Annotated in this window: 32 protein-coding genes and 2 riboswitches; of the genes, 18 read left to right on the top strand and 14 right to left on the bottom strand. The window is 37.3% G+C overall.

From position 1 onward, the window contains the following. Positions 1-26: 26 nt before the first annotated feature. The 3 genes from AB1K81_RS09480 to AB1K81_RS09470 form a co-directional block, all read right to left on the bottom strand. A complete protein-coding gene (locus AB1K81_RS09480) occupies positions 27-1,097 on the bottom strand; it encodes a helix-turn-helix domain-containing protein (protein WP_412976415.1) in 1,071 nt (356 codons plus the stop codon). 246 nt (positions 1,098-1,343) lie between these two features. After that, on the bottom strand, positions 1,344-1,811 hold the full coding sequence (locus AB1K81_RS09475; protein WP_412976414.1) for a DinB family protein: 468 nt from the start codon (positions 1,809-1,811) through the stop codon (positions 1,344-1,346). A 180-nt stretch (positions 1,812-1,991) separates the two neighbouring features. Further along, positions 1,992-2,777, bottom strand: coding sequence for a CAP domain-containing protein (locus AB1K81_RS09470; protein ID WP_412976413.1), 786 nt, complete (start codon positions 2,775-2,777; stop codon positions 1,992-1,994). A gap of 155 nt (positions 2,778-2,932) precedes the next feature. Between AB1K81_RS09470 and AB1K81_RS09465 the strand changes: the two genes are divergently transcribed. Together AB1K81_RS09465 and AB1K81_RS09460 are read left to right on the top strand one after the other, a co-directional pair. Beyond that, positions 2,933-3,607, top strand: a complete 675-nt coding sequence (locus AB1K81_RS09465) for a response regulator transcription factor (protein ID WP_412976412.1) — start codon at positions 2,933-2,935, stop codon at positions 3,605-3,607. Continuing rightward, positions 3,600-4,961 (top strand): sensor histidine kinase, encoded by a 1,362-nt coding sequence (locus tag AB1K81_RS09460; RefSeq protein ID WP_412976411.1) that lies wholly within the window; start codon positions 3,600-3,602, stop codon positions 4,959-4,961. The genes AB1K81_RS09465 and AB1K81_RS09460 overlap by 8 nt, the downstream gene beginning before the upstream one ends. A gap of 59 nt (positions 4,962-5,020) precedes the next feature. On the opposite strand, the gene thiE is transcribed toward AB1K81_RS09460, so the two are convergent. The 5 genes from thiE to thiW form a co-directional block, all read right to left on the bottom strand. Beyond that, entirely contained in the window at positions 5,021-5,638 is a 618-nt protein-coding gene (gene thiE / locus AB1K81_RS09455) for a thiamine phosphate synthase (protein ID WP_412976410.1), read from the bottom strand. Positions 5,639-5,641: 3 nt separating this feature from the next. Continuing rightward, positions 5,642-6,412 (bottom strand): hydroxyethylthiazole kinase, encoded by a 771-nt coding sequence (gene thiM / locus AB1K81_RS09450; RefSeq protein WP_412976409.1) that lies wholly within the window; start codon positions 6,410-6,412, stop codon positions 5,642-5,644. Continuing rightward, complete coding sequence (thiD, locus tag AB1K81_RS09445; protein WP_412976408.1) at positions 6,393-7,217, bottom strand: bifunctional hydroxymethylpyrimidine kinase/phosphomethylpyrimidine kinase; 825 nt, start codon at positions 7,215-7,217, stop codon at positions 6,393-6,395. Before thiD ends, thiM begins: the two co-directional genes overlap by 20 nt. 2 nt (positions 7,218-7,219) lie before the next feature. After that, positions 7,220-7,903, bottom strand: a complete 684-nt coding sequence (gene tenA, locus AB1K81_RS09440) for a thiaminase II (protein WP_412976407.1) — start codon at positions 7,901-7,903, stop codon at positions 7,220-7,222. 65 nt (positions 7,904-7,968) lie between these two features. Next, a riboswitch (TPP riboswitch) is annotated at positions 7,969-8,069 on the bottom strand. Positions 8,070-8,076: 7 nt separating this feature from the next. Further along, positions 8,077-8,583, bottom strand: coding sequence for an energy coupling factor transporter S component ThiW (gene thiW, locus AB1K81_RS09435; RefSeq protein ID WP_412976406.1), 507 nt, complete (start codon positions 8,581-8,583; stop codon positions 8,077-8,079). Between the two features lie 82 nt (positions 8,584-8,665). Beyond that, positions 8,666-8,771: riboswitch (TPP riboswitch) on the bottom strand. A gap of 378 nt (positions 8,772-9,149) precedes the next feature. On the opposite strand from thiW, the gene AB1K81_RS09430 reads away from it, so the two are divergent. The 6 genes from AB1K81_RS09430 to AB1K81_RS09405 all read left to right on the top strand — a co-directional run bounded on the left by AB1K81_RS09430 (position 9,150) and on the right by AB1K81_RS09405 (position 14,125). Then, complete coding sequence (locus AB1K81_RS09430) at positions 9,150-9,821, top strand: zinc metallopeptidase (protein ID WP_412976847.1); 672 nt, start codon at positions 9,150-9,152, stop codon at positions 9,819-9,821. Positions 9,822-9,840: 19 nt separating this feature from the next. Beyond that, positions 9,841-10,266 carry a YwnF family protein gene (locus tag AB1K81_RS09425; RefSeq protein WP_412976405.1) on the top strand — a complete coding sequence of 142 codons (426 nt, stop codon included), beginning with the start codon at positions 9,841-9,843 and terminating at the stop codon, positions 10,264-10,266. Positions 10,267-10,291: 25 nt separating this feature from the next. After that, positions 10,292-10,579, top strand: coding sequence for a hypothetical protein (locus tag AB1K81_RS09420; protein ID WP_412976404.1), 288 nt, complete (start codon positions 10,292-10,294; stop codon positions 10,577-10,579). 40 nt (positions 10,580-10,619) lie between these two features. Further along, entirely contained in the window at positions 10,620-11,036 is a 417-nt protein-coding gene (locus AB1K81_RS09415; RefSeq protein ID WP_412976403.1) for a Spx/MgsR family RNA polymerase-binding regulatory protein, read from the top strand. Between the two features lie 582 nt (positions 11,037-11,618). Continuing rightward, a complete protein-coding gene (locus AB1K81_RS09410) occupies positions 11,619-12,785 on the top strand; it encodes a TraB/GumN family protein (protein WP_412976402.1) in 1,167 nt (388 codons plus the stop codon). Positions 12,786-12,877: 92 nt separating this feature from the next. After that, a complete protein-coding gene (locus AB1K81_RS09405) occupies positions 12,878-14,125 on the top strand; it encodes a hemolysin family protein (RefSeq protein WP_412976401.1) in 1,248 nt (415 codons plus the stop codon). Between the two features lie 211 nt (positions 14,126-14,336). Here AB1K81_RS09405 and AB1K81_RS09400 read toward each other — a convergent pair whose 3' ends face one another. Continuing rightward, positions 14,337-15,200, bottom strand: a complete 864-nt coding sequence (locus AB1K81_RS09400; protein WP_412976400.1) for an AraC family transcriptional regulator — start codon at positions 15,198-15,200, stop codon at positions 14,337-14,339. Between the two features lie 210 nt (positions 15,201-15,410). Between AB1K81_RS09400 and AB1K81_RS09395 the strand changes: the two genes are divergently transcribed. Together AB1K81_RS09395 and AB1K81_RS09390 are read left to right on the top strand one after the other, a co-directional pair. Then, positions 15,411-16,229 (top strand): pentapeptide repeat-containing protein, encoded by an 819-nt coding sequence (locus tag AB1K81_RS09395; RefSeq protein ID WP_412976399.1) that lies wholly within the window; start codon positions 15,411-15,413, stop codon positions 16,227-16,229. A 149-nt stretch (positions 16,230-16,378) separates the two neighbouring features. After that, the gene (locus AB1K81_RS09390; protein WP_412976398.1) at positions 16,379-16,498 is read left to right on the top strand and encodes a DUF4023 family protein; all 120 of its coding nucleotides are present in this window, start codon (positions 16,379-16,381) and stop codon (positions 16,496-16,498) included. 77 nt (positions 16,499-16,575) lie between these two features. On the opposite strand, the gene AB1K81_RS09385 is transcribed toward AB1K81_RS09390, so the two are convergent. From AB1K81_RS09385 to AB1K81_RS09375, 3 genes are all read right to left on the bottom strand, one after another. Next, a complete protein-coding gene (locus tag AB1K81_RS09385) occupies positions 16,576-17,130 on the bottom strand; it encodes an NADPH-dependent FMN reductase (protein WP_412976397.1) in 555 nt (184 codons plus the stop codon). Positions 17,131-17,359: 229 nt separating this feature from the next. Continuing rightward, entirely contained in the window at positions 17,360-18,874 is a 1,515-nt protein-coding gene (dacB, locus tag AB1K81_RS09380; protein ID WP_412976396.1) for a D-alanyl-D-alanine carboxypeptidase/D-alanyl-D-alanine endopeptidase, read from the bottom strand. Positions 18,875-18,994: 120 nt separating this feature from the next. Further along, on the bottom strand, positions 18,995-19,468 hold the full coding sequence (locus tag AB1K81_RS09375) for a GyrI-like domain-containing protein (protein WP_412976395.1): 474 nt from the start codon (positions 19,466-19,468) through the stop codon (positions 18,995-18,997). A gap of 143 nt (positions 19,469-19,611) precedes the next feature. On the opposite strand from AB1K81_RS09375, the gene AB1K81_RS09370 reads away from it, so the two are divergent. The 3 genes from AB1K81_RS09370 to AB1K81_RS09360 all read left to right on the top strand — a co-directional run bounded on the left by AB1K81_RS09370 (position 19,612) and on the right by AB1K81_RS09360 (position 21,967). Then, entirely contained in the window at positions 19,612-20,016 is a 405-nt protein-coding gene (locus AB1K81_RS09370; protein ID WP_412976394.1) for a hypothetical protein, read from the top strand. 265 nt (positions 20,017-20,281) lie between these two features. Continuing rightward, complete coding sequence (locus AB1K81_RS09365; protein ID WP_412976846.1) at positions 20,282-20,806, top strand: phosphatase PAP2 family protein; 525 nt, start codon at positions 20,282-20,284, stop codon at positions 20,804-20,806. 18 nt (positions 20,807-20,824) lie between these two features. Next, positions 20,825-21,967 carry a glycosyltransferase family 4 protein gene (locus AB1K81_RS09360; protein WP_412976393.1) on the top strand — a complete coding sequence of 381 codons (1,143 nt, stop codon included), beginning with the start codon at positions 20,825-20,827 and terminating at the stop codon, positions 21,965-21,967. Between the two features lie 21 nt (positions 21,968-21,988). On the opposite strand, the gene AB1K81_RS09355 is transcribed toward AB1K81_RS09360, so the two are convergent. Continuing rightward, positions 21,989-22,462, bottom strand: coding sequence for a hypothetical protein (locus AB1K81_RS09355; protein WP_412976392.1), 474 nt, complete (start codon positions 22,460-22,462; stop codon positions 21,989-21,991). A gap of 170 nt (positions 22,463-22,632) precedes the next feature. Between AB1K81_RS09355 and AB1K81_RS09350 the strand changes: the two genes are divergently transcribed. Continuing rightward, entirely contained in the window at positions 22,633-22,824 is a 192-nt protein-coding gene (locus tag AB1K81_RS09350; RefSeq protein WP_412976391.1) for an H-type small acid-soluble spore protein, read from the top strand. Between the two features lie 13 nt (positions 22,825-22,837). Then, positions 22,838-23,017: an H-type small acid-soluble spore protein gene (locus AB1K81_RS09345; protein ID WP_412976390.1), complete on the top strand. Its 180-nt coding sequence runs from the start codon at positions 22,838-22,840 to the stop codon at positions 23,015-23,017. Between the two features lie 33 nt (positions 23,018-23,050). Here the strand turns inward: AB1K81_RS09345 and AB1K81_RS09340 are convergent, their stop codons facing one another. Beyond that, positions 23,051-23,614 (bottom strand): YpjP family protein, encoded by a 564-nt coding sequence (locus AB1K81_RS09340; RefSeq protein ID WP_412976389.1) that lies wholly within the window; start codon positions 23,612-23,614, stop codon positions 23,051-23,053. 252 nt (positions 23,615-23,866) lie between these two features. Here AB1K81_RS09340 and AB1K81_RS09335 point away from each other — a divergent pair, with 252 nt between their 5' ends. The 3 genes from AB1K81_RS09335 to pstA all read left to right on the top strand — a co-directional run bounded on the left by AB1K81_RS09335 (position 23,867) and on the right by pstA (position 26,840). Further along, positions 23,867-24,889 (top strand): phosphate ABC transporter substrate-binding protein PstS family protein, encoded by a 1,023-nt coding sequence (locus AB1K81_RS09335; protein WP_412976388.1) that lies wholly within the window; start codon positions 23,867-23,869, stop codon positions 24,887-24,889. A 159-nt stretch (positions 24,890-25,048) separates the two neighbouring features. Further along, positions 25,049-25,954 (top strand): phosphate ABC transporter permease subunit PstC, encoded by a 906-nt coding sequence (gene pstC / locus AB1K81_RS09330; protein ID WP_412976845.1) that lies wholly within the window; start codon positions 25,049-25,051, stop codon positions 25,952-25,954. A gap of 1 nt (position 25,955) precedes the next feature. Beyond that, positions 25,956-26,840, top strand: coding sequence for a phosphate ABC transporter permease PstA (gene pstA, locus AB1K81_RS09325; protein ID WP_412976387.1), 885 nt, complete (start codon positions 25,956-25,958; stop codon positions 26,838-26,840). Positions 26,841-26,888 lie beyond the last annotated feature (48 nt).

The raw sequence follows: 26,888 nt of genomic DNA, 5'->3' as shown, positions 1-26,888 counted from the left end.
AAAAACTTTTGTCTCAGCCTCTTTCCTTAATGAGTCATTTTAGAAAGCAGCTTAATTAACCCTTCCTGACTTAAGAATGGTGCTAAAGCCGTAATAGTCTGTGGGCTTACTTCTTTAAAATCAGCTTCCTCCATTAACCTTTCTAATTCCTCACTACTAAGAAACGGTGCGATACTAATTAATGAGTGGCTATCCAAAGGAATGGACTTTGCAATTTCTGCTAGAACTCCTTTACTAACAAAGGGAGCAAGAGCAGTTAAATGATGCATTTTCCCTTCTTGGTTCCTCAAATTTAAAGCAAGCTCATCTGTCGTACCTTGATCTAGAAATGGTGCAATAGCAACTACTTTATCAAAAGAAATCTCATCCATTAGCGCCTTATCGACTAAAGTTTTTAGCACTTCAAGGTTGACGAAAGGTGCTAGTCCCGTAATGAAATTCCAGCGAACACTTTCGATATCTAATTCAAGAATAAAGTCATTAATCTCATCACCTATAAATGGCCCCATTCTTGAGATATCCTCAATAGTTAATGTATCCCGTTTTTCCATTAGTAGCTTCGTAAGCGTCTCGCTTTTTATAAATGGAGCAAGCCTGACAACATCCTTCACCGAATAAGCATCATCTGCATGTAATTTATGAAATAGTTCTTCTAAGTTTTCTTCATCTAAGAATGGGGCCAGCTGTACGATATGGGAAATAGATAACTTTTTATCATCAAGATTTTTCGTAATGCTACCAATTGAACGTGATTTTAATACGGGTGCGATAGAAATAAGTTCATCTATCCCAGTTTCTTCTTGATTTATCACTTCTGCAGCTTTGTCGGTTTCCTCGTTTACGATATTATGGACAATCGTTCCAACATTTGTAAATCGCTTTTTCTCTTTCCCACCATTTAAAATATCGTCTACAGAAATATCAAACTCGTTAGCCAATACGATTAACGTACCTACATCAGGAATAGAATCTCCTTTTTCCCATTTGGAAACTGCTTGGTGACTGACGTTTAACTTCTCGGCAAGCTCAACCTGTGTCCAATCCTTTTCTTTTCTAAGCTTTGAAATATAAGATCCAATTAATTGACTGTTTAACATGAAATTGTCTCCCTCTAATGTAAAATCAGCAGCGCGCTCTGTTATATGTAGAATAGCATAGGGGTGATGTTTAGCCTATCAACTGTTGGTTGAATTGAGGGAGAATGGGATTCAACTGGTGGTAGAGTTAAAGTGTGGAAAGGTATCCGATATCAGTAATTATAATGAAACCAACTATTATCCCAAATAATAAATCCACTATCTTCCCTCCTTTGTGGAATTACGTACTAGGAGCTTAGTTTGCATCTAACCTTTTTGTAGCTTCTGAATATATACGATTTGACCAATATGGTAGGCGTTATGCGTAATAGCATTTCCGAGTAAATCATACCATTTTGCAGGTACAGGAAAACCATCTGCATTCCTTTCGAGTTGGTCATCTGTAAGTATTTTTTCCCATTGTAACAATACGGATAGTAGTCTCTCTTTTAATTCTTGGAACGTCTTATTTTCTGGAACAACAAAGCTCTTATCATTGTTATCAATAGACGGAACTGCTTTTACATCCGAATTTTGATATCTTGTTTGCCATGTCTCGTTCCAGTAAATTAAATGCTGTACAATTTCAGCTATACAATGACTACCCTCAGTAGGCTTCCAAAATGCTTCTTTTTCTGAGACATCTTCAACTGCATCAGCGAATGGGAGATACCAGCTAGGGTCGTTAGCGTTTGCTAAAAATTGATCTACTAAAAGCTCCTTAATGCGTGACATACATTCACTCCTTTAATATAAGTTCTGACGCTTTAAAGTACTTACTTTTATCCATACTAGTTTAACACAATATTTTCGTAATCTTTAAAAAATGATGTACATTCAAGAACTAAAAAAGCATACCAATCAACCTGTGATATGGTATGCCATTAGTTATTTATATGGATAAGCTTTCATCAACTACTTCGCAATAAACATCTGTGTCCAATGGTTTCCACCGGATTCATAGCCAACTCCGATGTGCGTGAAATTGGCATTTAGGATGTTTTCGCGGTGGCCTTGGCTGTTCATCCATGCTTGCACTACTTCCTCTGGAGTCTGTTGTCCGGCAGCAATGTTCTCACCGGCAGAGCGGTACGAAATTCCAAAGTCGCGCATCATATCAAAAGGTGAACCATAGGTAGGACTTGTATGTGAAAAATAGTTTTTTGCCTGCATATCATTCGATTTCTCGCGAGCTACTTGGCTTAAGGCTGTATCAATTTCTAAAGGATTTAATCCTGCTTGTGTTCTTTCCTTGTTCGTTAATGTTACGACATCATTTTCAAATTTACTTAAACCGTAATTACCTTCCTGTTGCCCTTGTTGTGGTGCTTGCCCGCCTTGCTGCGGTGTTTGTCCACCTTGTTCAGGAGTTTGATTCCCCTGTTGAGGAGCCTGTTCTGCCTGGTTTTGCTGAGGCATTTGTAGCTCAGGTGACCTAATGGAAATGTTGTTTGTATTCGGTACTCGGTCTCCATCAGGGACATCTTGCCCTTGTGGTACTTCGCGGAATTCATATTTCGCTTCCTGTTTTTTCACTGGCTGTGTATGAGGGTAATCATCGCTAGTTTGATCAGTACTCATACTGGAGATATTTGGATTGTCATTATTACGGTTTGCCTCATTCGCATTATCGGCATTACATGCAGTAAGCACGAAGACCAGCAAGATTCCAAAAAGTAGTTTGACTATATTGCCTTTCAATTTTATCACTCCTTTTTTTGTTTGCTCATAGTATTAGTCATATCTGGGAAAATATTGATAATAAATTTTGCTTTTTATCATGCGTACCTCAGAATTTACGGTTACGTCGTCCTGCGATAAACTGAAATTAGTAAAAAAATAGGAAGTGAACGAAGATGAATACAATTCTAGTTGTAGATGACGATGCACATATCCGGAAGTTAATTCGTTTATATTTGGAAAACAGTAATTATGGTGTAATAGAGGCGGAAGATGGCGGAGAGGCTCTTGGTTTACTTGGTAAAGAGAAAATTGATTTAGCTATTGTCGATGTGATGATGCCACATATTGATGGTTATGAGCTTACAGAAGACATCCGTTCTTTCTTAGATATTCCTATTTTAATGGTGACGGCAAAAGGCGAGTCGCAGGATAAAGTAAAAGGCTTTCGTGCAGGAACAGATGATTACCTCGTAAAACCATTTGATCCGGTTGAATTAATCCTGCGTGTGGAAGCCTTATTAAAAAGGTATAATATCCGTTCGGAAACAACCGTGAAAGTTACTAATACAATTATTGATAAAGAGAAATTAGTAGTACAATCAGGTGATAAATCGGTTACCTTAAAACGGAAAGAATGTGAATTGCTAGCCGTTTTAGCTAGTTCACCTGGGAAAATTTTTACCCGTAATCAATTAATTGAAAAAATCTGGGGATATGATTACGAAGGTGATGAGCGGACGGTTGATGTCCACATTAAACGTATAAGAGAACAATTAGAGGAATTTCAGGATATAACGATTACAACGGTTAGAGGATTAGGATACCGCTTGGAGGAAAGTCATGTTTAGAAGCTTGTACTTAAAAATAGTAGGTACCTTTATTTCTGTTGTTATCGTAAGTATCTGCTTGTCCTACGTCTTAACACCTTACTCAGTTAATCAAGAAGTTATTTTTAAAGAAGAGCTATCGAAAATTTCTATTGGCTTAGCGGAAGTTATTCAAATGACTGGTCCAGAGAATATTCCACAATTGATGGAAGAGTTTGATGACATTGATTTTGAAGTGTTAATAACGAATGGGGAAGATGTTTTTTATAAAAAGAAGGGGGAGTCCTCTATCCCCATTCGGATGGAAGATGTTGAGGAAATATTAAGTCACTCCTTTGATGACCCTGTCGTATTAGTAGATAAAAATAATAGGTCAGCTAGAATTGTTGGTGTTCCAATAAATGTTTCTGGAGAACAGTACGCTTTAATCGCTCGAATTGATTATGAAGATGAATTTGAGGACTTGCAACAGGGGATTTTTATATCATTATTATTAGTTTTATTAGTTGGAAGCTTATTGATTTTCCTTGCTTCGCGTTACTTAGTCAATCCAATTCGAAAATTAACCTTTGCTGCACGTCAAATTGCAAAAGGTGATTTTTCCGTAAGGGTGGATAAACAAAAAGGTAAACATCGGGATGAAGTTGGCGAGTTAATCGATAGCTTTAACCACATGACTTCGGAGATAGAGAAGATTGATACGATGCGTGCTGACTTTGTAAGTAATGTGTCACACGAAATTCAATCGCCATTAACGTCTATTAAAGGGTTTACGAAGGCGATTATGGACGATGTTGTACCTAAAGAAAATCAAAAGGAATACTTACACATTATTTATCAAGAGATTGAAAGGATGTCGCGGTTAAGTGAGAACTTATTGCGCATTGCTTCCCTTGACTCGGAGCATCATCCATATCATCCAGTTTCTTATCGATTAGATGAACAAATCCGAAATTCTGTGCTAACGACAGAACCACAGTGGAATAAAAAGCATATTGATATTCAGTTAGACCTTGAGCCAGTGGAAATCTATGCGGATAAAGATTTAATGGAGCAGGTCTGGTTAAATTTGATTACGAATGCAATTAAGTATTCAGATGAAAATGGAGTAATCGAAATAGCGATTAATATAATTGGAAGTAAGATCACAGTAGTTGTGAAGGATTATGGAATTGGTATCCCGAAAGAAGCACTGCCAAATCTTTTTGCCCGTTTTTATAAGGTGGACAGGTCAAGAAATCGTTCGATTGAAGGAAACGGACTTGGGTTATCTATTGTTAAGAAAATCCTATCCATTCACAATTTTAGTGTTGGGGTAGAAAGCGAAGAAGGTGTAGGTTCTACCTTTACGGTTTACATCCCCATCAGTCAGTAAATAAAGAAATAACGAAACAAATGGTTCCATCCTTTAGGTAATGGAACCATTTGTTTTCCTTATAGTTTCTCCACACTTACTTTAATATCCGTAGCTTCCGTAATCGCAGAAATTACAGCAACCCCATCGGCTCCAGCTTCCATGACAGAATTAGCATTATCAATTTGTATACCACCGATTCCAACAATAGGAAGATGGGGATATTGATTGCGCAACGTTTGAATCCACTTAACTCCAACTGCTTTTTTCGCATCAGTTTTGGTTGTAGTAGGAAAAATAGGGCCTGCTCCAATATAGTCAACTAAATGAATAGGGCTACGCTGAAGCTCTTCTTGATTGGAAATCGACAATCCAATCATTAAATCAGGATACGCTTTGCGAATTTTTTCCACCGGTTGATCGTCTTGCCCAACATGTAGTCCATCCACCTCAAGAATGTCAGCTAATTCAATATCATCATTTAAAATAAAAGGAGTTTGATACCTTTTACAAACCTCTCTTAATTTCTTTCCAAGCTCCACCTTCTCTTTTCCCTGTAGAGAGCCTATTCCCTTCTCACGGAATTGGAACGCAGTAATTCCTGCCTCTAGAGCTTCTTCAAGAATTCTTACAGGATCTTTACTACAATTTTGACTTCCCATTATGAAATATTTGCGTAAAAGCTGTTTATTCATCATCCATCATATCCTTTCAAGCTGTGTAACATCCATGGAAAGTGCATCAATAAACGATGGAATAAACGTTCCAGGTCCGTTAACATGATCTTGTGCTGCGGCATATTCGGCAGCCAATCCATAAAAGGCTACCGCTGTATGAGCTTGTTGTATAGGTGTGTCGCTTGTTGTTAAACAAGCAGCTATAATGGATCCTAATAAACATCCAGCACCTGTTACTTTGGTCAGTATCGGGTGACCAGTTTCATTTATTCTAGTCATGTCAGGAGTGCTAATGACATCACGTTTGCCGGTTAGAACAGCAGTGGTTTTATATTCTTTTGCTACTTTTTCCGCTATTTCTTCCACATTTCCATCACCGAATGAATCCACACCTTTTGATTGCCAAGGTATATTAACAAGATGAGCCAGTTCACCAGCATTCCCCTTCATGACGGTTGGCTGGACCTCGGTTAATAGTTGGCTTACTGCATTCGACCGAAAACTGGTTGCAGCTACTCCAACCGGATCTAGTACCACGGGAATGCCCTTCTGATTTGCCGCTTTTCCAGCAGCAATCATCGCATGTAATTCGTTCGCCTGTAGTGTACCAATGTTAATTAACACTCCATTTGCTATGGTAGACATAGACGGAGCTTCTTCTTCGGCCTTGGCCATAATAGGTGATCCACCAAATGCTAATAAACCATTTGCAGTAAAATTCATTACCACTTGATTTGTTAAGTGATGTATTAATGGCTGATTTCTTCGTACTTCTTCAATAATTTGTCTGTTCATATTGACTACTACTTTCCTTTCGAACTCCCCAATGGTTAGTTGGCCCATTCCCAGCGCCAAGTGAAAAGGAATGTTTTATAGCTAACGTGACAAAATGCTTTGCCTTTTCAACAGCTTCAAGTAAGGAGTCTCCTTGGCTTAAATAGGCGGTGATCGCTGCGGAATATGTGCATCCAGTACCATGTGTATTTTTAGTAGCGATTCGCTCAGCAGAAAATGGATAGAATGTGCTTCCGTCATAAAGAAAATCTATTGCGTCTCCTTGTAAATGTCCGCCTTTTAGAAGTGCAGCGCCAGCACCTAAATCATGAACAATTATTTTTGCAGCATTTTTCATATCGTCTACCGTGTTAATCTTCTCCTCCACTAGGAACTCAGCTTCCGGTATGTTGGGAGTGACAACGGTTGTCATTGGTAAAAGGCTCTCCCTTAAAAAGTCACGAGCATTTTCTTCTATTAAAACATCTCCACTTGTTGCTACCATGACAGGATCCATAACATATGGTGCGTTCAGGTTGCTAATTCTTTTTGCAATGATTTTCATCATATCGATATTTGCAATCATCCCTGTCTTGAATGCATGAATCGGCATATCCGAAATAACCGAGTCAAGTTGCTGTTCAATCATTTCCAGTGGAATGTGATGGATTGCTTGAACACCAGTTGTGTTTTGTGCGACAACAGAGGTAATCACGGACATTCCGTAGCTTTGTAATTCTTGGAACGTTTTCAAATCTGCATGGATGCCAGCACCACCGCTTGGATCTGTGCCAGCAATCGTTAATGCACATGCTACCTGGTTCATAATTATTTCACCGCCTTGGTGGATGGCCATTCTTCACACGTATAAGCCATTTCCCAAAAAGCTAATTCAAGCTCACAGCTTTTACGAAATGCATCCCGGATACGATCCTTTTCAGCAAGAGAAGCTTCCTTGGCATATACATCTAAACGTTCTCGCATTTCGGTCGTTATACTTTTCGTACTTGCATCAGCATAGAATGTAATCCATTGATAAAAAGGATGGTCCTGTGATGGGCGATATGCTTTCAGCAATTCCTCGCCAATTTCTAAATAAGTCCATGGACAAGGAAGCAATGCACCAAGTATCTCACCCATGGAACCAGTTTGTGCATGATGCATCATATGTTTAATGTAATGATCCGCGGTTGGAGGTAAAGGATGACCTTGAAGTGACTCATACGGAACACCAATATAGTCACAGAAATTATGATGTGGGTGAATTTCATCCTTTAAAATAAATTCCATTTTGTTAAAGAAGTACCGTATATCCTCTCGGCTAGAAGATCTTGAAATAGCGAGACCATATACTTTCATAAAGGCATTAAGGTATTCGAAATCAGCCTTTATATAATGAGCAATGGATTCTTTTGGAATATCGCCTTTCCCAATCCCTTCTACAAATGGATGGTTAAAAATAAGTTGAAAGATATCATGATTTTCTTCGCGTAGTTTTTCAGTAAATAACATGGACAAATTCCTCCTTAGAATGGCGAAAGCTACTAAGAGAGTACCGTAGATAAATGAAGGGTAAATGAGGACTCCGTCTACTTCCCTTCGCTAGCATTATCTAGATCAGGTAATGAGGGACAAAGGATAGACCTTATCTCAGCAAAAAGCGCCCCTAGTAGTTTTCATTGTATTTAGTTAATTTTCTTTAATGGACTTGCTTGTGTAGTACGTAACCTTGTGATTCGAGTAGCGACGAACCATCCGATGATGGCTCCAGGGATACTGCTTACAAGAAATGCAGGCACAAAGGCAAAAGCGCCAGCTGTACTACCCATAAATAAATAGGCAACAGGGACAGAAAATAAAGCCCCGATGATTCCAGTGCCAATAGCTTCTCCTATGACAGCTAAGCCTTTTCTTCCTGACCTTTTATACAAATAACCGGCAAGAAACGCTCCTATCATTCCACCAGGGAAGGCAAGTATCGTACCAAGACCAAGTAAGTTTCTAAGTAGGCCAATGATAAAGGCGATGATTACTGCCGGTCCTGGTCCTAGAAGAATGCCTGCTAGAACATTAATGACATGCTGCATAGGGTAGGCACGTGCGACACCAGCCGGAAACCATATAAGCTGTGCGGTTACCGTTCCGATTGCAATTAGAACGGCCATTGTTGTCATAAGTTGAGTCTTCTTCATAACTCCTCCTTTCTAAAAACGGGACCAAAAAAGCCAGATCCATCGATGGACCTGGCTTAAGCTTTAGAGATTAATAGATTGACGTTTCGTCATACTACTTCCCTCCGCTGGTACTAACCAGATCAGGTCCATAAGGGTCGGAACACTTATTCCTCTCAGCCCGCACTTGGGCGCCCCTAGTAGTGTTTTTTATTATTTTATGTAGCTACAACTAAATCATAACAAATGAATTGGTGTTTGTCACCAGAAGAAAGCAATTGATATGTATTTGACATAAAGTGAGCATGGAATGTCCTTTCGTTATCAGTAGACTACGCGAAATGCATAGCCTCGGAAAAATAAAATAACATTATTTTCGTAGTTCATATTCAGTTCATAATTATTTTTTATACTAAATGTACACCCAGAAATTTTAACTTTTTTCGTATTTGTGCAACAAAACACAAAGTTATTTCGTATATATTAGTGTAATCGAAATAAAAAGTATAAATCTGGGATGATATTGGCAAGTCTTATAGAATAAGAGACACTTCTAGGGGGAATTGTCGGTGCTTTTTTTTCATCCAATGGATTTTCTAATACTTATTGCTTTTGGACTTGCGATGTGGGCCCAAACAAAAGTACAAGGGAACTTTAAAAAGGGTTCTAAAATACAAGCTTCCTCTCGCATGACCGGTGTAGAGGTCGCTAGAAGAATATTAGACAGTGAAGGGTTATCTGACGTTCGAATTGAGCTTTCTAGGAGAGGAACACTTTCCGATCACTATGACCCAACAGCGAAAGTAATTCGATTATCGGAGCCTGTATATCGTGGGAACTCGATTGCATCCTTATCTGTTGCGGCTCATGAAGTTGGTCATGCGCTACAACATGCGAATCATTATTCGATGTTAGTTTTAAGACATAAACTTGTGCCGTTTGCTAATATCGGCTCACAGTTAGCACCTTTCCTATTAATAGCAGGATTCCTTCTTCAGCAAGGTGCAATGTTAATCGGAATCGGGATTATCTTATTCTCAGCAGCAGTATTATTTCAGCTTGTAACTTTACCAGTTGAATTCGATGCTTCAAAACGAGCAAAAAATAAACTAATAGAATTAGGCATGATAACGAATCAAGAGGAAAGAGGCGTAAGTAAAGTGCTAAATGCAGCCGCGCTAACATACGTAGCAAGTACCTTGATTGCTGTTTTAGAGCTTATCAAATACATTATGATTTTCAGACAAAGACAAAATTAATAAAAAGGTGGGATATATTTTGAATTTACCCATGACTGATATGCCAAACTTTATTAAAAAAGAAGTGGATAAATTAAATGAAACAATTTCTCCTTTCATCAAGAAAGTATCTAAATACTCATTCTGGGCATTACCGCTCATTGCGTTTTCGATTATAAATTTATTTTTTATGTTAGTTGCTATGCCAGACACGCGAAGTACCGTAGCCTTAATCATTTACGCGGTAATGGGGGCGTTTGGTTTTGCGCTATCAAAAGAAGCGAAACATCAGCGCAAGGAAATTTTAAAAGTGAGTGAGGATTTCATCATTAAGCGCATTAATAAAAGTGAAATAGTCGCAAAACTTGTAAAAGACCGCTATATCCAAAAGGTGAAAGAGCAGCCAGCATTTGCGATGAATCACTTTATTAAATTCCTAGAAGAAGAGAATCGTTTGATGGAGTAGTATCTATCAAACTTGGAGGGGTTTCGTGGAATTACTAGCAAAACAGGAATACTTTAAGGTGGAACGAAAAGTAGATAGAATTACGCAAGTTGATGTAGAACATAAACGTTATCTAGAGCTATATCCAGATAAAATTAAGAGTAAGCATCGTGAATTTCCAATCGAAGAAATACTAGATATTTCCTATCGGGAAATAGGTGGGGAAGGTGCTGGACTTCTTTACCTACATACAACTCGCGGGGTTTTTTCCTATATGTTGAAATCTTCTCCAACACATTTTATTGAAATCTTTAAACAGAGAGTAAAAGAGTAAACAATAGCTTTTCAAAACTAGTAGAAATGGGGAATGGTAAATGACTGTCATGATATACGGTGCAGCTTGTTCATCAACCAGAAAAGCAAAAGATTGGTTTAGAAAAAATAATATTAACTATATTGAACGAAATATTTTAAAAGATCCTTTAACGGTTCCAGAATTACAGCAAATTTTAAGTAGAACGGTAGAAGGAACGGAAGAAATAATCTCCACTAGATCAAAAGTGTACAAAGAACTAGAAGTAGATATTGATTCCCTACCTCTACAAGAATTACTAACATTGATTCACAAACACCCAAGACTACTTAGAAGCCCAATTATGCTAGACGAAAAAAGACTTCAAGTAGGCTTTCACATTGATGACATAAGGCAATTCTTACCAAGAAAAACAAGAGAACGCCAATGGCTCCAATGGCGCATGAACTACCTTCCAATGACAGAGATTGTGAAATGAAATAAGTTCTAGAATAGAATTGATGAGGTTGGTATTTAACTAAAATATTTCGGGAAAAGCAGAATGAAACGCTAAACTAGCTCCGGAAATATACGTAGACTCCTGTGGGAGGATAGGCTTAAGTGAGACCCCGCAGATGCACCTAGTCTGCAAGTAACGCTACGCAGTAGGCTTCCTCGGTGTAAGGCTGCAAAGAAGTTTATTCGAGTAGTAGCCTTGCTCACCATCCGCCTACGGCAAAGAAGACACTGCGAGGTCTTTTCGAGCAGATGTCGCACTTGTGCTGTGAAGTGCAAAGAAGACACTGCGAGGTCTTTTCGAGCAGATGTCGCACTTGTGCTGTGAAGTGCAAAGAAGACACAGCGAGGTACTTTCGAGCAGATGTCGCACTTGTGCTGGAAGTGAAAGCGAAGTATATTTCCGGAGCGGGTTATGTGCACAATCCATAGTCATTCGAATTTTTCTGTACTCGGAATACCATTATCCCAAGCTCTTTTTCTAACTCACAATAAATTTATTTCAATTTTATACCAAACTAGTTTATTATTAAATTTATATAGATATATATAAAGGAAGGTACCTATGTCGGAAGAGAATATATCGCGTTTAGAGATAAATGGTAAAGAAATCATTCTAATCGGTACAGCACATGTATCCAAAACTAGCGCAGAACAAGTAAAGCAAGTGATAGAATTAGAACAACCAGATTCCGTCTGTGTAGAATTAGATCAAGGCAGGTACAAATCGATAACAGAAGGAAACAAATGGAAAGAAACCGATATTTTTCAAATTATTAAAGATAGAAAAGCAACACTACTACTGATGAACCTTGCTATTTCCTCTTTTCAAAAGCGGATGGCTAGCCAGTTCGGTATAAATCCTGGTGAAGAAATGATTCAAGGAATTAAGTCAGCAAAAGAAATCGATGCAAATCTAGTACTAGCTGACCGCAATATCCAAACAACATTTTCACGGATTTGGCGAAACATTGGGTTAAAAGGAAAATTAATGCTTTTAGCACAAGTTATCGCAAGTATCTTCACTAAAGAATCGATATCTGAAGAAGAACTAGAGAAAATGAAGTCACAGGATATGATTGATTCCATGTTACAGGAATTTACCGAGAGCTTTCCGAAACTAAAAAAGCCTCTCATAGATGAGCGTGACCAATATCTTGCACAAAAGATTAAGGAAGCGCCAGGAGATAAAATCGTTGCGGTATTAGGTGCAGCACATGTACCTGGAATAAAGGAGCAAATTAAGACTGACCATGATCTTAAAACTTTGTCGCAACTACCTCCTAAATCAAAAATTCCCAAAATAATCGGATGGACAATTCCATTAATCATCTTAACACTAATCGTCCTAACCTTTATGACGAATCATGAAGCTGGATGGATTCAAGTCGTAAGCTGGGTTCTTTGGAATGGCTCCTTATCAGCTATTGGAACATTAATTGCATTTGGGCACCCGCTCGCTGTTCTAACGGCATTTATTGCGGCACCGATAACATCATTAGAGCCATTTCTTGCAGCAGGCTGGTTTGCTGGTTTTGTCCAAGCGTATTTTAAACGGCCGAGTGTAAAGGACTTTGAAAACTTGTCAGATGACGTCCATAGTTTTAAAGGATTTTGGAATAATAGGGTTACACGAGTTCTATTAGTTGTTATCTTTGCCAATATCGGAAGTTCTATTGGGACATTTATTGGTGGAGCTGATGTAATTCGCTTATTTTTAGAGCATCTGTAAGACATTTTTCTTTTAACTATGTTCTAAATATTTTAAAGTTAAAGTAACCATTAAATATATAGTTTTTGTAAATTTTAAGGGGGAACTATCTAGTGATCATTGCGATCATCATATTATTGTTTGTATCATTTTTCTTTTCAGGGAGTGAAACTGCCCTTACTGCAACTAATAAGATGAAATTACAAACAAAAGCAAGTAATAATGATAAAAAGTCCGAGAAATTATTGGATTTAGTTTCGAATCCGAGTGAGTTTATTACGACGATTTTAATTGGGAATAACATTGCAAATATACTTTTACCTACGTTGGTTACAATGGTAGCCATTGATTATGGTATTAACGTGGCGATAGCATCTGCTGTATTAACGATTACAATTATTGTGTGCTCTGAAGTAATTCCGAAATCAGTTGCTGCAACATTTCCAGATCGAATTTCATATATCGTCTACCCTGCCATTCGATTCTTTACCATTATTTTTAAACCGTTTACGCTACTGTTGAACGGGCTAACTGGTTTGATTATTAAATTATTATCAAAAGGTAATGAAGAAAATGTATCGATATCGAAAGAAGACTTACGAGCGATGGTTGATATTGCTGGAACAGAAGGAACGTTCAAGCAGGAAGAATCTTACCGTATCAAAGGTGTATTAGACTTCCAAGATTTAAATGTGAAGGATGTTATGAAAACACCTCGTATTGATATTGTTGCGGTTCCACATGATGCAACTTATGAAGAAGTTCGGGATATCGTGATCCAAAATCAATATACAAGATATCCCGTATATGAAGGCGAAATCGACAATATTGTCGGGGTTTTCCATTCTAAATATCTATTAAGTTGGTCGATTGAACCGGAGAACACATTGGAATCTTATTGTGACTTAAATCCGATGGTATTCTTCGAGTTTCATTCTATTGAAATGGTATTCCATCAAATGACCAGGGAAAAAAAGCATTTAGCCGTAGTATTAGATGAATACGGTGGGACTGAAGGTATTATAACTCATGAAGATATTATTGAAGCTATGATTGGACTAGAAATTGAAGATGAGATGGACTTAGAGAGTGAGAAGCTAGTAGAAAAATTAACCGATTCCGAAATCATTTGTGACGGTAAAATCACTCTACACCGGTTAAACTCCATCTTCAATACAGAAATACCAGAGGAAGAAGATGTATTATCTGGATATTTATTAACGGAGTTTAATCAATTTCCACAGCAAGGTGACGTACTAGAAAAAGATAATCTTATCTTTAAAATACTAGAAGTTGACGGCAGAACACTAAAGCAAATTCAAATTTTAAAAGATGATTTAGCAGAAGTGGAAGAAGGATAATATTGGATAGTTTATAAAAGGGAAATTAGATTAGGGATAAAAAAGTAAATAACTTTTTAAAATCATAGGCTTCGTCATTTTTGACGGAGCCCTTTTTATAGTAGTCATAAGCTAAATCAGAAACGTACTTACAGTTAATAAAAGTAGAATAGGAGCAACACAAATGTATAGTGTTACTCCTACTCTTACAGCATACTCTAGTGTCCTATATTTATTTTTTTTTAACTGGAATCCAAACCTCACTATAAGCATAATCCTTCTTATGTTCATCCATTTTAGTAAACGAAAAAGATGGGGCATTCACCACTTCATAATCAGAAGAAGGAAGCCATTCTGAATATGTTTTTGCCATTGTATCTTGTAATGTAGATGGGAAAGGTCCTTCACTTGGGAAGATTGCCCAGGTGAGTGCTTTGACCGGAACTTTAACTAATTGGTCACTTACCTCATTTTTAGTCGTTAAAACCCCTATCAAATGAGTTAGATCTCCTTCTTCTTTCAAGAAATTGGCATCAGCATCATACGAAGCATTTACTATTTCGTAAGGCTCGATATTTTGAAGGGAATGCATTTCTTCTTTTTGTTCGTCAGTTATGCTTTTCGCAAGTTTTACAATCTCGTCATTAACCCCTTCAAATTGCATAGGTACGCGTTTACTTACACCGACCAAATTGAAAGCTGGTTTATCTTCAATTCTATATTCCATTGAAACTCCTCCTTTAACTGTAATTACAAATGAAAGTTTGGGAAATGATTTGCTTACTCCTTTTTTGATCACATCTGAAGGCAAAAAGCCACTCCACTTTTTAAAAGCTCTAGTAAATCCGTCGACCGATTGATAACCATATTTAAAAGCAACATCCGTCACTTTCTCTCCGTTCAATAACTCCTTATTTGCTTCCGATAATTTTCTGTTTTTAATATATTCACTTAGCGGTAGACCAGAAAGATAAAGAAATATCTTTCTAAAGTGATAATCGGAAACCCCTGCATATTCAGAAATGTTTTCAAGAGATAGGTCATCTGTTAAACGATCTTCTATATAGTCAATCACTAGGTTTAATTCCTTTAACAAAATATCCCTCCTTTCAGGACTTATCATAACAAAGCTACTTTTCAAATACTCGACATTTTTAATACAAATAATATCGAACACTAGCGATTAAGTAAACTCGCGACTAGAGAGGGGAGCGTAAAAGTGGATTGCTTATATGTTGTTAACTATATTTTGCGAATGTTATGTTAGTATTAATTTTAACTATATTCATTTTAGGAAGTGTTCATGGTGATGGAGAATTTAAAGTCGGATTGTAAAAATTGCTTCGGATTGTGTTGTGTAGCATTGCCTTATGGGAAATCTGCTGATTTTCCACTAAATAAAGCAAGTGGTGAACCGTGCCGAAATTTATGTTCAAACAACTTATGTTCTATACATGACAAACTGAGGGAGTCAGGTTTTCAGGGGTGTGTATCATACGAATGCTTCGGTGCTGGCCAGCATGTTTCACAGTCTATTTATAATGGTCAAGATTGGCGTGAGAACGAAGAACACGCCAAAGAAATGTTCGATGTATTTATTGTCGTTCAACAACTACATGAGATGCTTTGGTATCTCCAACAAGCTCTAACGTTAAAGGAGGCACAGTCACTCCAAGAATACCTGAAAAAGATTTATGAAGAAACAGTAGAATTAACCGAAAAAGAGCCAGAAGAGATTTTAAAAATAGATCTTGTTGCACATAGAAGTAAGGTTAGTGCTTTATTAATAGAGTCAAGTAAATTGTATAGATCCCACAATAATATAAAAGGTAAAAAGTTGAGGGAGAAAATAGATTACTTAGGAGCAAATCTTAAAGGGCTAAACTTACAAGGTGAAGATTTTCGGGGGAAACTGTTGATGGCATCAGATTTAAGTCACAGTGATCTGAGGAGATCTGATTTTATTGGTGCAGACCTTCGAGATGCTGATTTAAGTGGGGCTGATTTGACAGAGGTTTTATTTCTTACACAGTCACAGATTAATTCAGCCATGGGGGATGAGCATACAAAGATTCCTAGTTACTTAGAAAGACCTGCCCATTGGATTACAAAAAACGTTTCCTAAATAATGTCAATAATGGGTGAACTTAGAAGGAAGTAGCAACTGTTCGGTAAAATAAACATAGAAACGGCCTTATCATAAGGTATGTATAAGTAGACATAAACTATTTGCTTTTAGGTTATACTAAATAAAAAGTATAAAGGAGAAGTGAAATGGAAGATACATCTACCTTTGTAACAAAATTTAATGAACGGAAAAGAAAAGATGATCTAAATAGGAAAAGACAAGGTGGAGGCAATCGTTCTGACCGTTTGCCTAATAAACGACATTGAGTTATTCAGTTTAACTAAAAAGAAGCGAGGGCTTATTATTTATGGAGCCCTCGCTTCTTTTTTTCATTTATATAAAATTAACGTACAGTTTTTAATGCACGGCTCCATGCAATAACTTGGTCTAACATACCGTTAGCATTGTCTGCATGGTAATCAGCTGGTTTGAATACAGAGAAGTTTTCAAAGTCAGCAAGTAGTGAGAATGTTACAGCTGTACGTACATCTGCCACTTGAAGCTCACCTAAGATTAGGCGTAGATTTTCATGAGCACGCGTACCACCTAGGCTACCGTATCCAACGAAACCAGCAGCTTTATTGTTCACTTCTGGGTTTAAGTAATCAAGTGCATTTTTCAATGCGCCACCAACAGTGTGGTTATATTCAGGTGCGATAAATACATAACCATCAAAAGAAGCCATTTTTTCAGACCAAGCTTTTGCTGCAGCTTGATGTTCTTCTTTTTGTGAAGCTTTAGAGCCTAAGAATGCTAGATCATAGTCAGCTAGATCAACTAACTCATATTCTACACCTTCGTCATTACGATTTTTTGCGAAGTTTACCATCCAGTCAGCAACTGCTTGACCATTACGTCCTTCACGTACACTACCTAAAACAATACCGATTTTTAACATGTAAATTCCTCCTCTATAGTTGTGTTTATCGATTGAATTAACGGTAATTCATAACTAATTATCATTAATTCAAGATATATGAATTCAACATTAGTTATCTTATCATGTCCATCGGTAAAATTGCAACTATAATGAATGATTATTTATTATTTACTTACAAAAAGTAATTAAGGAGAAAAAGCTATTCTTCACCCTTTTAAAAATAGAGTAAAGAATAGCTTTTTTCTATTTAAAATTCATGATTTGCTAACTCAGTAGCGATTGCATCTTCTATACTTCTAATATTACTAGAGGAGCCTAAGTAATTGTTGACCATAATCGAGAATATCAGCTTTTGACCATTCTTTGCTGTTACATAACCAGATAAGGAAGATACTCCTGTTAAAGAACCGGTTTTAGCTTTTACATTATTTGCTGCTGGGGTGTTATTCATGCGGTAGCGCAGTGTACCACCTACAAGACGCTCTGAATTTCCTGCGACAGGTAAAGAGTGTTCAAAAGCCGGATACCATGCTTCGTCCTGCACCGCATAAAGTAATTGGGAAAGCTCGTTAGCTGGGATTACGTTTTTATGGGACATACCAGAACCGTCCCTCAGTAAAATCGTATTACCGTTTACGCCATATTGGGTAACGACATCTTTAAGAACCTCAAGCCCTTTATCCCAACTACCTTCATCATGTACGACCTTACCCATTTCTTTTGTAAGTGTCTCACCATGCCCGTTATTACTTAACTTCATAAATGGTACAAGTAATTCTTCTAGTGTCATCGATTGTTTCGATGCTAATACATTCGCATCCGTTGGTGTTACTCCAGTCGTCGCATTGCTGTTTCCGATAAACATAATACCGTTTTCCGTAAGTGATTTCTTGAATACATCAAGCGCGTAACCAGTTGGTTCCCAAATGGAGACCCAAGACCTTGCCATGGAGCCTTCGACCGGTATTACGCCTTCAATAACAATATGATTGGATCCATGCTCTCTTTCAATAGAAATAGCCCGGCTGTGATCAGAGCTTACTGTATTTGCATTGTTGATAATCGTGACATAATCCGTATGAGGTGTCAGCTTTACAATGGGTTTTCCGCCTACTTCTTTGGCAGGATAAACTTCCACAATGACGGTAGAAGCATCATAGTCCTCGTTAGGAGATAGCGTTAGTGCGGAAACTTGTGCCCCTGTATAGAATGGTTCGTCAGACCAGTTTAAATCTTGAGAAAGCCTGACATCGTCATACCACGTATCATCTCCAATTAAATTGCCTTTAATTTTTTTAATCCCTTTTGCCTTTAAATCCGCTGCTAATTGATCTAAGTCTTTCTTTAATAAAGTCGGATCCCCTTTTCCTTTTAAATACAGATTTCCTTGAAGTACTCCGCCTTTAATAGTCCCATCGGTTAACACTTCCGTTGAAAATCGATAGTCTGGACCAAGGGTTTCCAGTGCTGCGATACTAGTTAAAATCTTCATATTCGATGCAGGGTGTAAACGATGGTCTCCAAAATAAGAAAATAATAGCTCTCCTGAATCCGCATCCCGAACGCTTACCCCAGTAGTTGATCCATCTAATGCGTTATTTCGTAAAATTTCATTCAGTTTATCCGCTAACGATTCTACATTAGTCTCTTCATTGGAGGCGTTTACAGGCTGGGCTTCATTTTGGATGATGAATGGAACCGTTATGATGAAAACAAATAATACGGCAATTAACCCTAACTTCCATTTCTTTGCTGTATTCATTGCTTCACTCCTTTATACATTTTTTACATATATATGAAATGACGGAATAGCTTATCCTAGGTATAAAGTATACTTTGGTAGTATTTCCAATGGAAGAAACGGTTTAAACAGTGTAGAAGTTTAAGAAATTTTATTAATAGCGATACAAATATCTACATTTGATTCACTTTTGTCATTCCAAACTTCGAGGTCATAACCTAATGGAAATAGGCGATTTTCTTGTAGCCACTTATTGTAGAGGAAATCATAAGTTTTATATAGATCCGATTTTGATCCTGTATGCTTACAATTAACATACATATTTTCTTCTATCGTGTAAAGACCTGTATCATCAGGACCATTATTCATGCTTTCCACCTCATAGCCAATAATTAAGCTTTCCTTACTTTTAAATGGATTAAACTGTTCCATCATCGGATAAATATGAACGACTAATACATCTTGACCAACTTTATTTGGTATTGATTCCGAAATAGACTTAAGGCGAGAAACCGTCTGCTGGATGACTTCCCTTTCCTGTTCGTCGTAAAGATTGGTGGGAAGGCGATATCCAATGAGTTGAAACGATTTTTTCTTAATAATTTTTGGTCCCAAGCTGATACACCTCCATATTTTTATCCACCATTCATATTCTGACGACCCCTAAAATATGCCTAAACAGCTTGTCCTAATTTTGGAATGATGTAGGGATTCTTGCATAGAAATGTATAAAACGATATTTTTGGGGGGCGAGTGAGATGGAAGAAGTGCTAACGGTGACAGAAGAGGAGTTAAAGCAGTATTTTGAATTGAATAAGCAGAAAAAAGAAATTGAAGACGAGATGAACCGTTTAAAGAAAAAGTTTCATGAAGTATTCGATACATCTTTCGGAAAACAAGCAAAGGGCGAGCTGCAGCAAGGTAATTATAAGCTACAACGACAAATAAGAACGTCAACTAGCTATGATGATATGGGAACGGTAACGAAATTAGAAGAACTAAACTTGAAAGAATTTATTATAGAGACAAAAATACCGGATACAGAAAAGCTTGAATCAGCTATCAAGTTAGGGTTAGTTGAGGAAGAGGATTTCAAAGATATTAAAAAAACAAGGGTTACCCAAACGATAGTAGTCAAGGAGACGTTTACGAGTGAAAAATAAATGTTATGTACTAGCTAGAGTGTTTTCTAGCTAGTTTTTTTTATGGAAAAGCAGTCACATCATCTATTTTTAGCTTTAAATTTACAGAAAATTCACGATTGCTTAGCGATAACTTAAACTTACTCTTTTACACTTAAGGTAGTTACTAACGTGTAAGGGGTGAGATAAATGAAATTCCTATTCAAGGTAAGTGTTTGTCTTTCCGTCATATTAATTTACATTACTTATTAAGAAGGGGGGACCCGTTTTGAAATACTTTTATCATATGTACGCACTCGATTGTAAATCATTTCATTTTATTAATCAGCATTTTGATCATAAACGGTTAAATCCTTTCTTTCGTACAATTACTAATCTTGGTGGGGCGACTTTTACAATTACTGCAGTACTACTTCTTATCCTACTTTCTTCTGGACCAATACGAACAACCGCCATCGCCAGCGCATTAGCTTTAGCAATTAGTCATATTCCTGTAGCAATTATGAAAAAGCTATATCCACGCAAACGACCATATTTAGTTTTAGAAAATAGTCATGTCATGGAAAACCCGTTAACTGACTGCTCGTTTCCTTCGGGCCACACGACAGCGATTTTTTCGGTTGTTACGCCATTCATTTTACTATATCCGATTCTTCTTATTGCCTTACTTCCAATAGCTTTTCTAGTAGCATTATCTCGTGTTTATCTTGGCTTACATTACCCGTCCGACATTATTGTAGGCAGTATGCTAGGTGTAAGCTCTGGAATAATCTGTTTTTACTTGTTAGTAAATGGAACGGCTGTTTATTAAAATTAGGGGGAATTAAGCATGAAAATCGCAATTTTTACGGATACGTTTGTACCAGATGTAAATGGGGTCGCAAAAACGTTGAAACGATTTACCGATTACTTAAGCAGTAAAGGGTATGAATATCGAGTTTTTGCTCCAAAAAGTGCTAGCCAAAGCCTATATTCAAGTGATATACATCGATTTAAAAGCCTCCCATTTTTCCTATATCCTGAAATTAGGCTTGCTCTCCCTAATATGCTTCATGTTCGCGATGAACTTCTTCAATTCAAACCAGATATTATTCATGTTGCAACGCCATTTAATGTTGGTTTATGTGGCTTACATTATGCAAAAAAGTTAAATATACCGCTCGTTGGGTCATACCATACCGACTTTGATAAGTATTTGGAGTATTATGATTTGCAGTTCTTAACTAAAGTACTATGGCGTTATATGGGCTGGTTCCACCGTCCAATGCGAAAAATTTTTGTTCCTTCCATGGATACATTAGAGAATTTAAAAAAACACGGTTTTGTTAATTTGGATATTTGGCCAAGAGGGATTGATTGCAATGCGTTCCATCCGAACTTGAATCCAAATGCGATTCGGAATAAATATCAAATAAAAGAAAAGTATATCTTATTATATGTAGGACGAATTGCACCGGAAAAAGATGTATTGCTACTCCCGGATATACATGAACAACTGCCGGACAATATAAAAGATGACGTTCATTGGCTAATTGTAGGAGAAGGGCCAAGTAAAGAGGAACTTATGAGTAGAGCGATAGGCAACATGACGTTTACTGGATTTTTATCAGGTCCAGATCTTGCGCATGTTTATGCAGGAAGTGATCTATTCGTTTTCCCATCACCAACTGAAACATTCGGAAATGTCGTACTCGAGGCACTTGCTAGTGGAACACCGGCAATTTGTGCCAATGCCGGGGGAGTACGGACAATCGTAAAAGATAAACAAACTGGTCTCTTATGTGGAGAAAAAAACATCACACACTTCGCAAGTGCTATAGCGGAGTTACTATTAGATAGAAGAAAGCGAACAGAAATGAGCTTAAACGGCAGACAATACGCATTAACACAAACATGGGACAGCATCTTTGAAGCGTTGTTAACTAATTATGAAGTAGCCATAGAAGATAGAAAAATGGGTGTCCTTGCTTAAAAAAGCCTTATGAAGGCTTTTTTAATATGATACTATACCAACTATCTTCCACTCATCACGGTTATCCTTTGAAACAAGGACATGGTCCACGACACCCATTGTTTCCCCGTCCAATTCCACTTCTAAATCCAAAATAACCAAGTAGTTTTCATTAGCACCTAATAATGGTTCGAACTGTGGTGCAACAGACACATCCTCTGTAATCTCTTCGGTTGACCGGATATCAATATTTCCAATACCCCATCCATCTAATGTTTGTCTATCCTTAAATGTATTGATAAAATCTCTTTCGGTAAACCCGATATACTCTAAATACATAGGTGAAATATAATCCAGTGCATCCTCGAAATTACCTTCTTTTATCTTGTCATAATAAGTAAAAGCGACTTCTGCTGATGCGTGTTCAAATTCTCTCGAGCTTTCTTCCTCATTACCACATGCCGCTAAGAATACAAAAAGCAGCAATCCAATAAAGCTAAAAACAAGTTTTTTCATGACTTTCTCCCTTCATACATTCTCAACACAAAACAATATATGAAAGGAGTGGATTGACCGATACTTATCCATTGGAAAAATGTTTCAAAAAAGCTCAATTAATCCTCGCATAGTACGGTTTTGTTAAGTCAAAACTATACTTACAAAGGAGAAAATAGGAGGAGAGAGTATTGGATATAGAACGCGCAGAACAGATTGTTAACTCGGATGTATTTGTAAACGTTCATTATCATGGAATACCAGTTTATATTCAGGAAGTGAATCAAAACACAGCTAAAATATTTCCGTTAGATGCCATTAATCAAGTGCAAGAAGTTGATTTAGATGGGCTTAGTGAAACTGGTCCAATTATTTTACATTAGGAGGGGAAAATAAATGCATCGTATGAGAGCGGAAGAAATCGCGCAGTCACCAGAAATGAAAAATGTAATATATAACGGAAAACAAGTCTATATTCAGCAAGTAAATGATAATAATACCGCAAGAATCTTCCCGTTAGATGATCCGGAAAGCGAAATGGATGTGCAGCTTACAAATCTGTATGAACAAATATAAAAAACCTCCCAAAATAGGAGGTTTTCTGCCTGTTTATGCCATCCATTTTGGTGGGGTGTTTTTATCCCAATAGATTTCCCCTAATAGATGATGTGTTTCAAAATTGTCGTCTTTTAAATGGTAATGGAAGTTAAACCAATAACCATCTTGTGGTCGATTGTCACGTCTTACGTGAAACTTTGCAATATCTTCATTTTTCAACTCATTAAATACATTAAAAATACGTTCACCATAACCGTTAGATGGTTGTTCTGTAATAGAAATATATGTTAAATCTTCATTTGCAAGAATAGATTGTAATGCCAATTCAATATTAGGTAAGATGACCTGATTGAATTCATCTTCTACTTTTTCATAAATTTTCGGACCGAACTTCGCTAAGCTTTGTTCTCGAGCCTTTTCCGTTAAGGAGCTGATGGTATCTGCTTCTTCTACAATCTCTGTCTGAATGTTAACAGGAATTGCACGAGTATCATTATCTTTTGGACTTATAACCTCGTTATTATCCTCATCGGCAATTAAATAAGTAGGCGTATATAATCCAAGGGTTAAGATTGCGATTAAAGCTACGGCTAATTTTCTCATCCACAGATTCATCATAAATTCCCCTTTTCTCTTCTTAGTAAATTTTATCACGATATTTTCAAAGATGTCTACTGCGGAAAAGATAGAAATAGAAAAATAGGAAAATAGACTTAAAATTGAATCTAGTAAATTCAAGTAGAAATTTACAAACGCTTTACAATTACAACATATCTACTTAATATTCGTCTCTTATACTTAGACATGTGAGAGGGGATAACCTCTTAACTTAAAAACATAAATTGCACTTTGGGGAGGACAATTTAGATGAAATTCAAAAAGTATTTAATGTTCCTATTTGTAGCTGCTTTAGCAGTAATGCTAGTAGCTTGTGGGGATAGCGAAGGGGATAACAACTCAGAAGACAATAGTGGTTCAGACAATGCTTCTGAAGAAACAAATAACGGAAGTGAAACTGATTCAGGTGAAGATGCTTCTGAAGAATTAGAAGGTAGTGTAGTAATCGATGGATCTGGTACGGTTTTCCCATTAATGTCCAGAATCGCTGAGGAATATATGGTAAATGAACAACCAAACGTTTCAGTTGAAGTAAGCCGTGCAGGAACTTCAGCAGGATTTGAAAAGTTCTTACAAGAAAACGGAACAGACTTTAACGATGCATCACGTTATATTAAAGATGAAGAAAAAGCAAAAGCTGAAGAGTTAGGTATTGAAGTTTTAGAAATGAAAGTTGCTCTTGATGGTTTAACAATCGTAACACACCCGGATAATGACTGGGCTACTGAATTAACTCCGGAACAAGTAATTTCTATTTTCACTGGTGAGTATACGAATTGGTCTGACGTAAATCCGGACTGGCCAAATGAAAAGATTCAAACTTATGGTCCAAATGAAAACCACGGAACATATGAGTTCTTCTATGAAACAATTCTTGAAGAACAAGATTTAGCAAGTGATATCAATCTTCAACAAGAATACTCAACTCTAGTAACATTAGTTTCAGAAGATGTAAATGCAATTGGATTCTTCGGATTTGGTTACTATGACAGCAACAAAGACAGTCTAAACGCTGTATCAATCGACTTTGGTGATGGTCCTGTAGCTCCTTCACTAGATACAATTGCTGAAGATGGCGACTATGCAGGATACACTCGTCCAGTATTCACTTACTTGAATGTAAACAATGCAAAAGAAAAAGCACAAGTTCTTGACTATGCTATCTATGTAATGGAAAACAACAATAGATTAGCTGGTGAAACTGGATTTGCTCCAATTCCTGAAGAAGAAGCACAAGCTCTAGTTGATGAGCTTGAAGCATTAAAAAAATAATTGAATAGTAACTAACATAGAACTTTACTAAACAAATACCATAAGATGAGGGCTAAGTATGCTCTCATCTTATTGTGAGTTTTAGATTTGGAAGGAGAGCTGACGGAATTGGCAGCTAACAGCAAGCTTAAGAGCGATAATGCGATAGATGTTAAGAGTATGATAGAGAAAAATAAGCAATCCAAGAGTTTCTCAGCAATTACGGAAAAAATTGTTCCCATACTGCTGTTTCTGTTTGCGATTATAACGGTACTCACGACAGTTGGTATTGTAATGACATTACTCACGGAAACGATTGAATTTTTTAAGGCTGTTCCTATTTGGGAATTCTTTACCGGTACGGTGTTAAAACCAATTAGCCAGGATCCACAATTTGGTGTATTACCACTTATTAATGGAACGATTATTTCTTCCTTGATTGCGATGCTAGTTGCAGGACCAATTGGACTAATGGCGGCAATCTATTTAAGTGAATATGCATCCGATCGTGTAAGAAGAGTACTAAAGCCAATGCTTGAAATACTAGCAGGTATTCCGACAATCGTTTACGGATTCTTTGCTTTCACATTTGTTACGCCACTAATTCGCTCTATTTGGCCGGAAGTTGGTGCGACGAACATTTTAAGTCCAGGTATTGTAATGGGGATTATGATCATTCCAATGATTGCCTCGTTATCTGAGGATGCGATGTCATCAGTACCGAATTCCATCCGTGAAGGTGCGCTAGGGCTTGGTGCGACAAGACTGGAAACGACATTTAAGGTTGTTATGCCAGCAGCGTTATCTGGTATTATAGCATCTTTTGTACTTGGTATTTCCCGTGCAATAGGCGAGACGATGATCGTAACGATTGCAAGTGGTAGCTCGAAAAACTTTACCTTTGATATTACCGAGTCGATGCAGACAATGACCGCCTATATCGTTGAAGTTTCTGGTGGTGAAGCGGCTGCAGGTACAACTATTTATTACAGCCTATACGCAGTAGCAATGACACTATTTGTCTTTACACTTATTATGAATCTACTTGCTAGGTATGTCTCTCGTAAGTTCAGGGAGGAATATTAAGATGAAATATATTAATGCAGAACAAGTATCTAAACGTATGGGTACACGAATTGCGAAAAATAATTTATTAAAATATATATTCTTTGGTGCAACAGTATTCGGACTTATTGTATTAGCAATCCTAATTTACCGAGTTGTAGTCGATAGTTTAGGATGGATTGATTGGAACTTTTTAACTGGTAGATTATCAACAGATGCAGAACGGGCAGGCATTATGGGTGCCATCCTCGGTACCGTTTGGATGATGCTAGTTGTAGCACCTGTGACCTTAATACTAGGTATTGGAACGGCAATCTACTTGGAGTTATATGCGAAAAAAGGACGTTTTCAATCGCTAATTCAAACAAATATTGCCAACCTAGCCGGAGTTCCTTCTATTGTTTATGGAATATTAGGATTAACGATCTTTGTACGTGCAATGGAACTAGGAAATATTATTTTAGCGGGTGGTCTAACGCTTTCCCTATTAATTTTACCGATTGTTATTGTAGCAGCACAAGAAGCTATTCGTGCGGTGCCAGGTTTCCTAAGTGAAGCATCCTATGGCATGGGAGCAACGAAATGGCAAACGATTAAAAATGTCATTTTACCAGCTGCATTACCAGGTATTTTAACCGGTGCAATTTTAGCATTATCCCGTGCGATTGGGGAAACTGCACCACTAACTGTAATCGGAATTCCAGCATTAATTATTCCGTTTCCTGAAGGCATCTTCGATAAATTTACAGCACTACCAATGCAAATTTATTATTGGACATTAGATTCATCATTAGTAGCGGAATATGCCAACCTTGCAGCAGCAACTATTGTGGTCTTATTAGTTTTATTATTCGTATTGAATTCTGCGGCAATTTTCATCCGCAATAAGTTCCAACAACGTTTCTAAGCAAAGGAGGAAAAGCGTTTTGAGTCTGTTAACAGTTAAGGAGAATAG

This window comes from Ornithinibacillus jepli (assembly GCF_047228935.1).
Classification (GTDB): domain Bacteria; phylum Bacillota; class Bacilli; order Bacillales; family Amphibacillaceae; genus Ornithinibacillus.
This window is presented reverse-complemented; position numbering and strand designations above follow the sequence as displayed.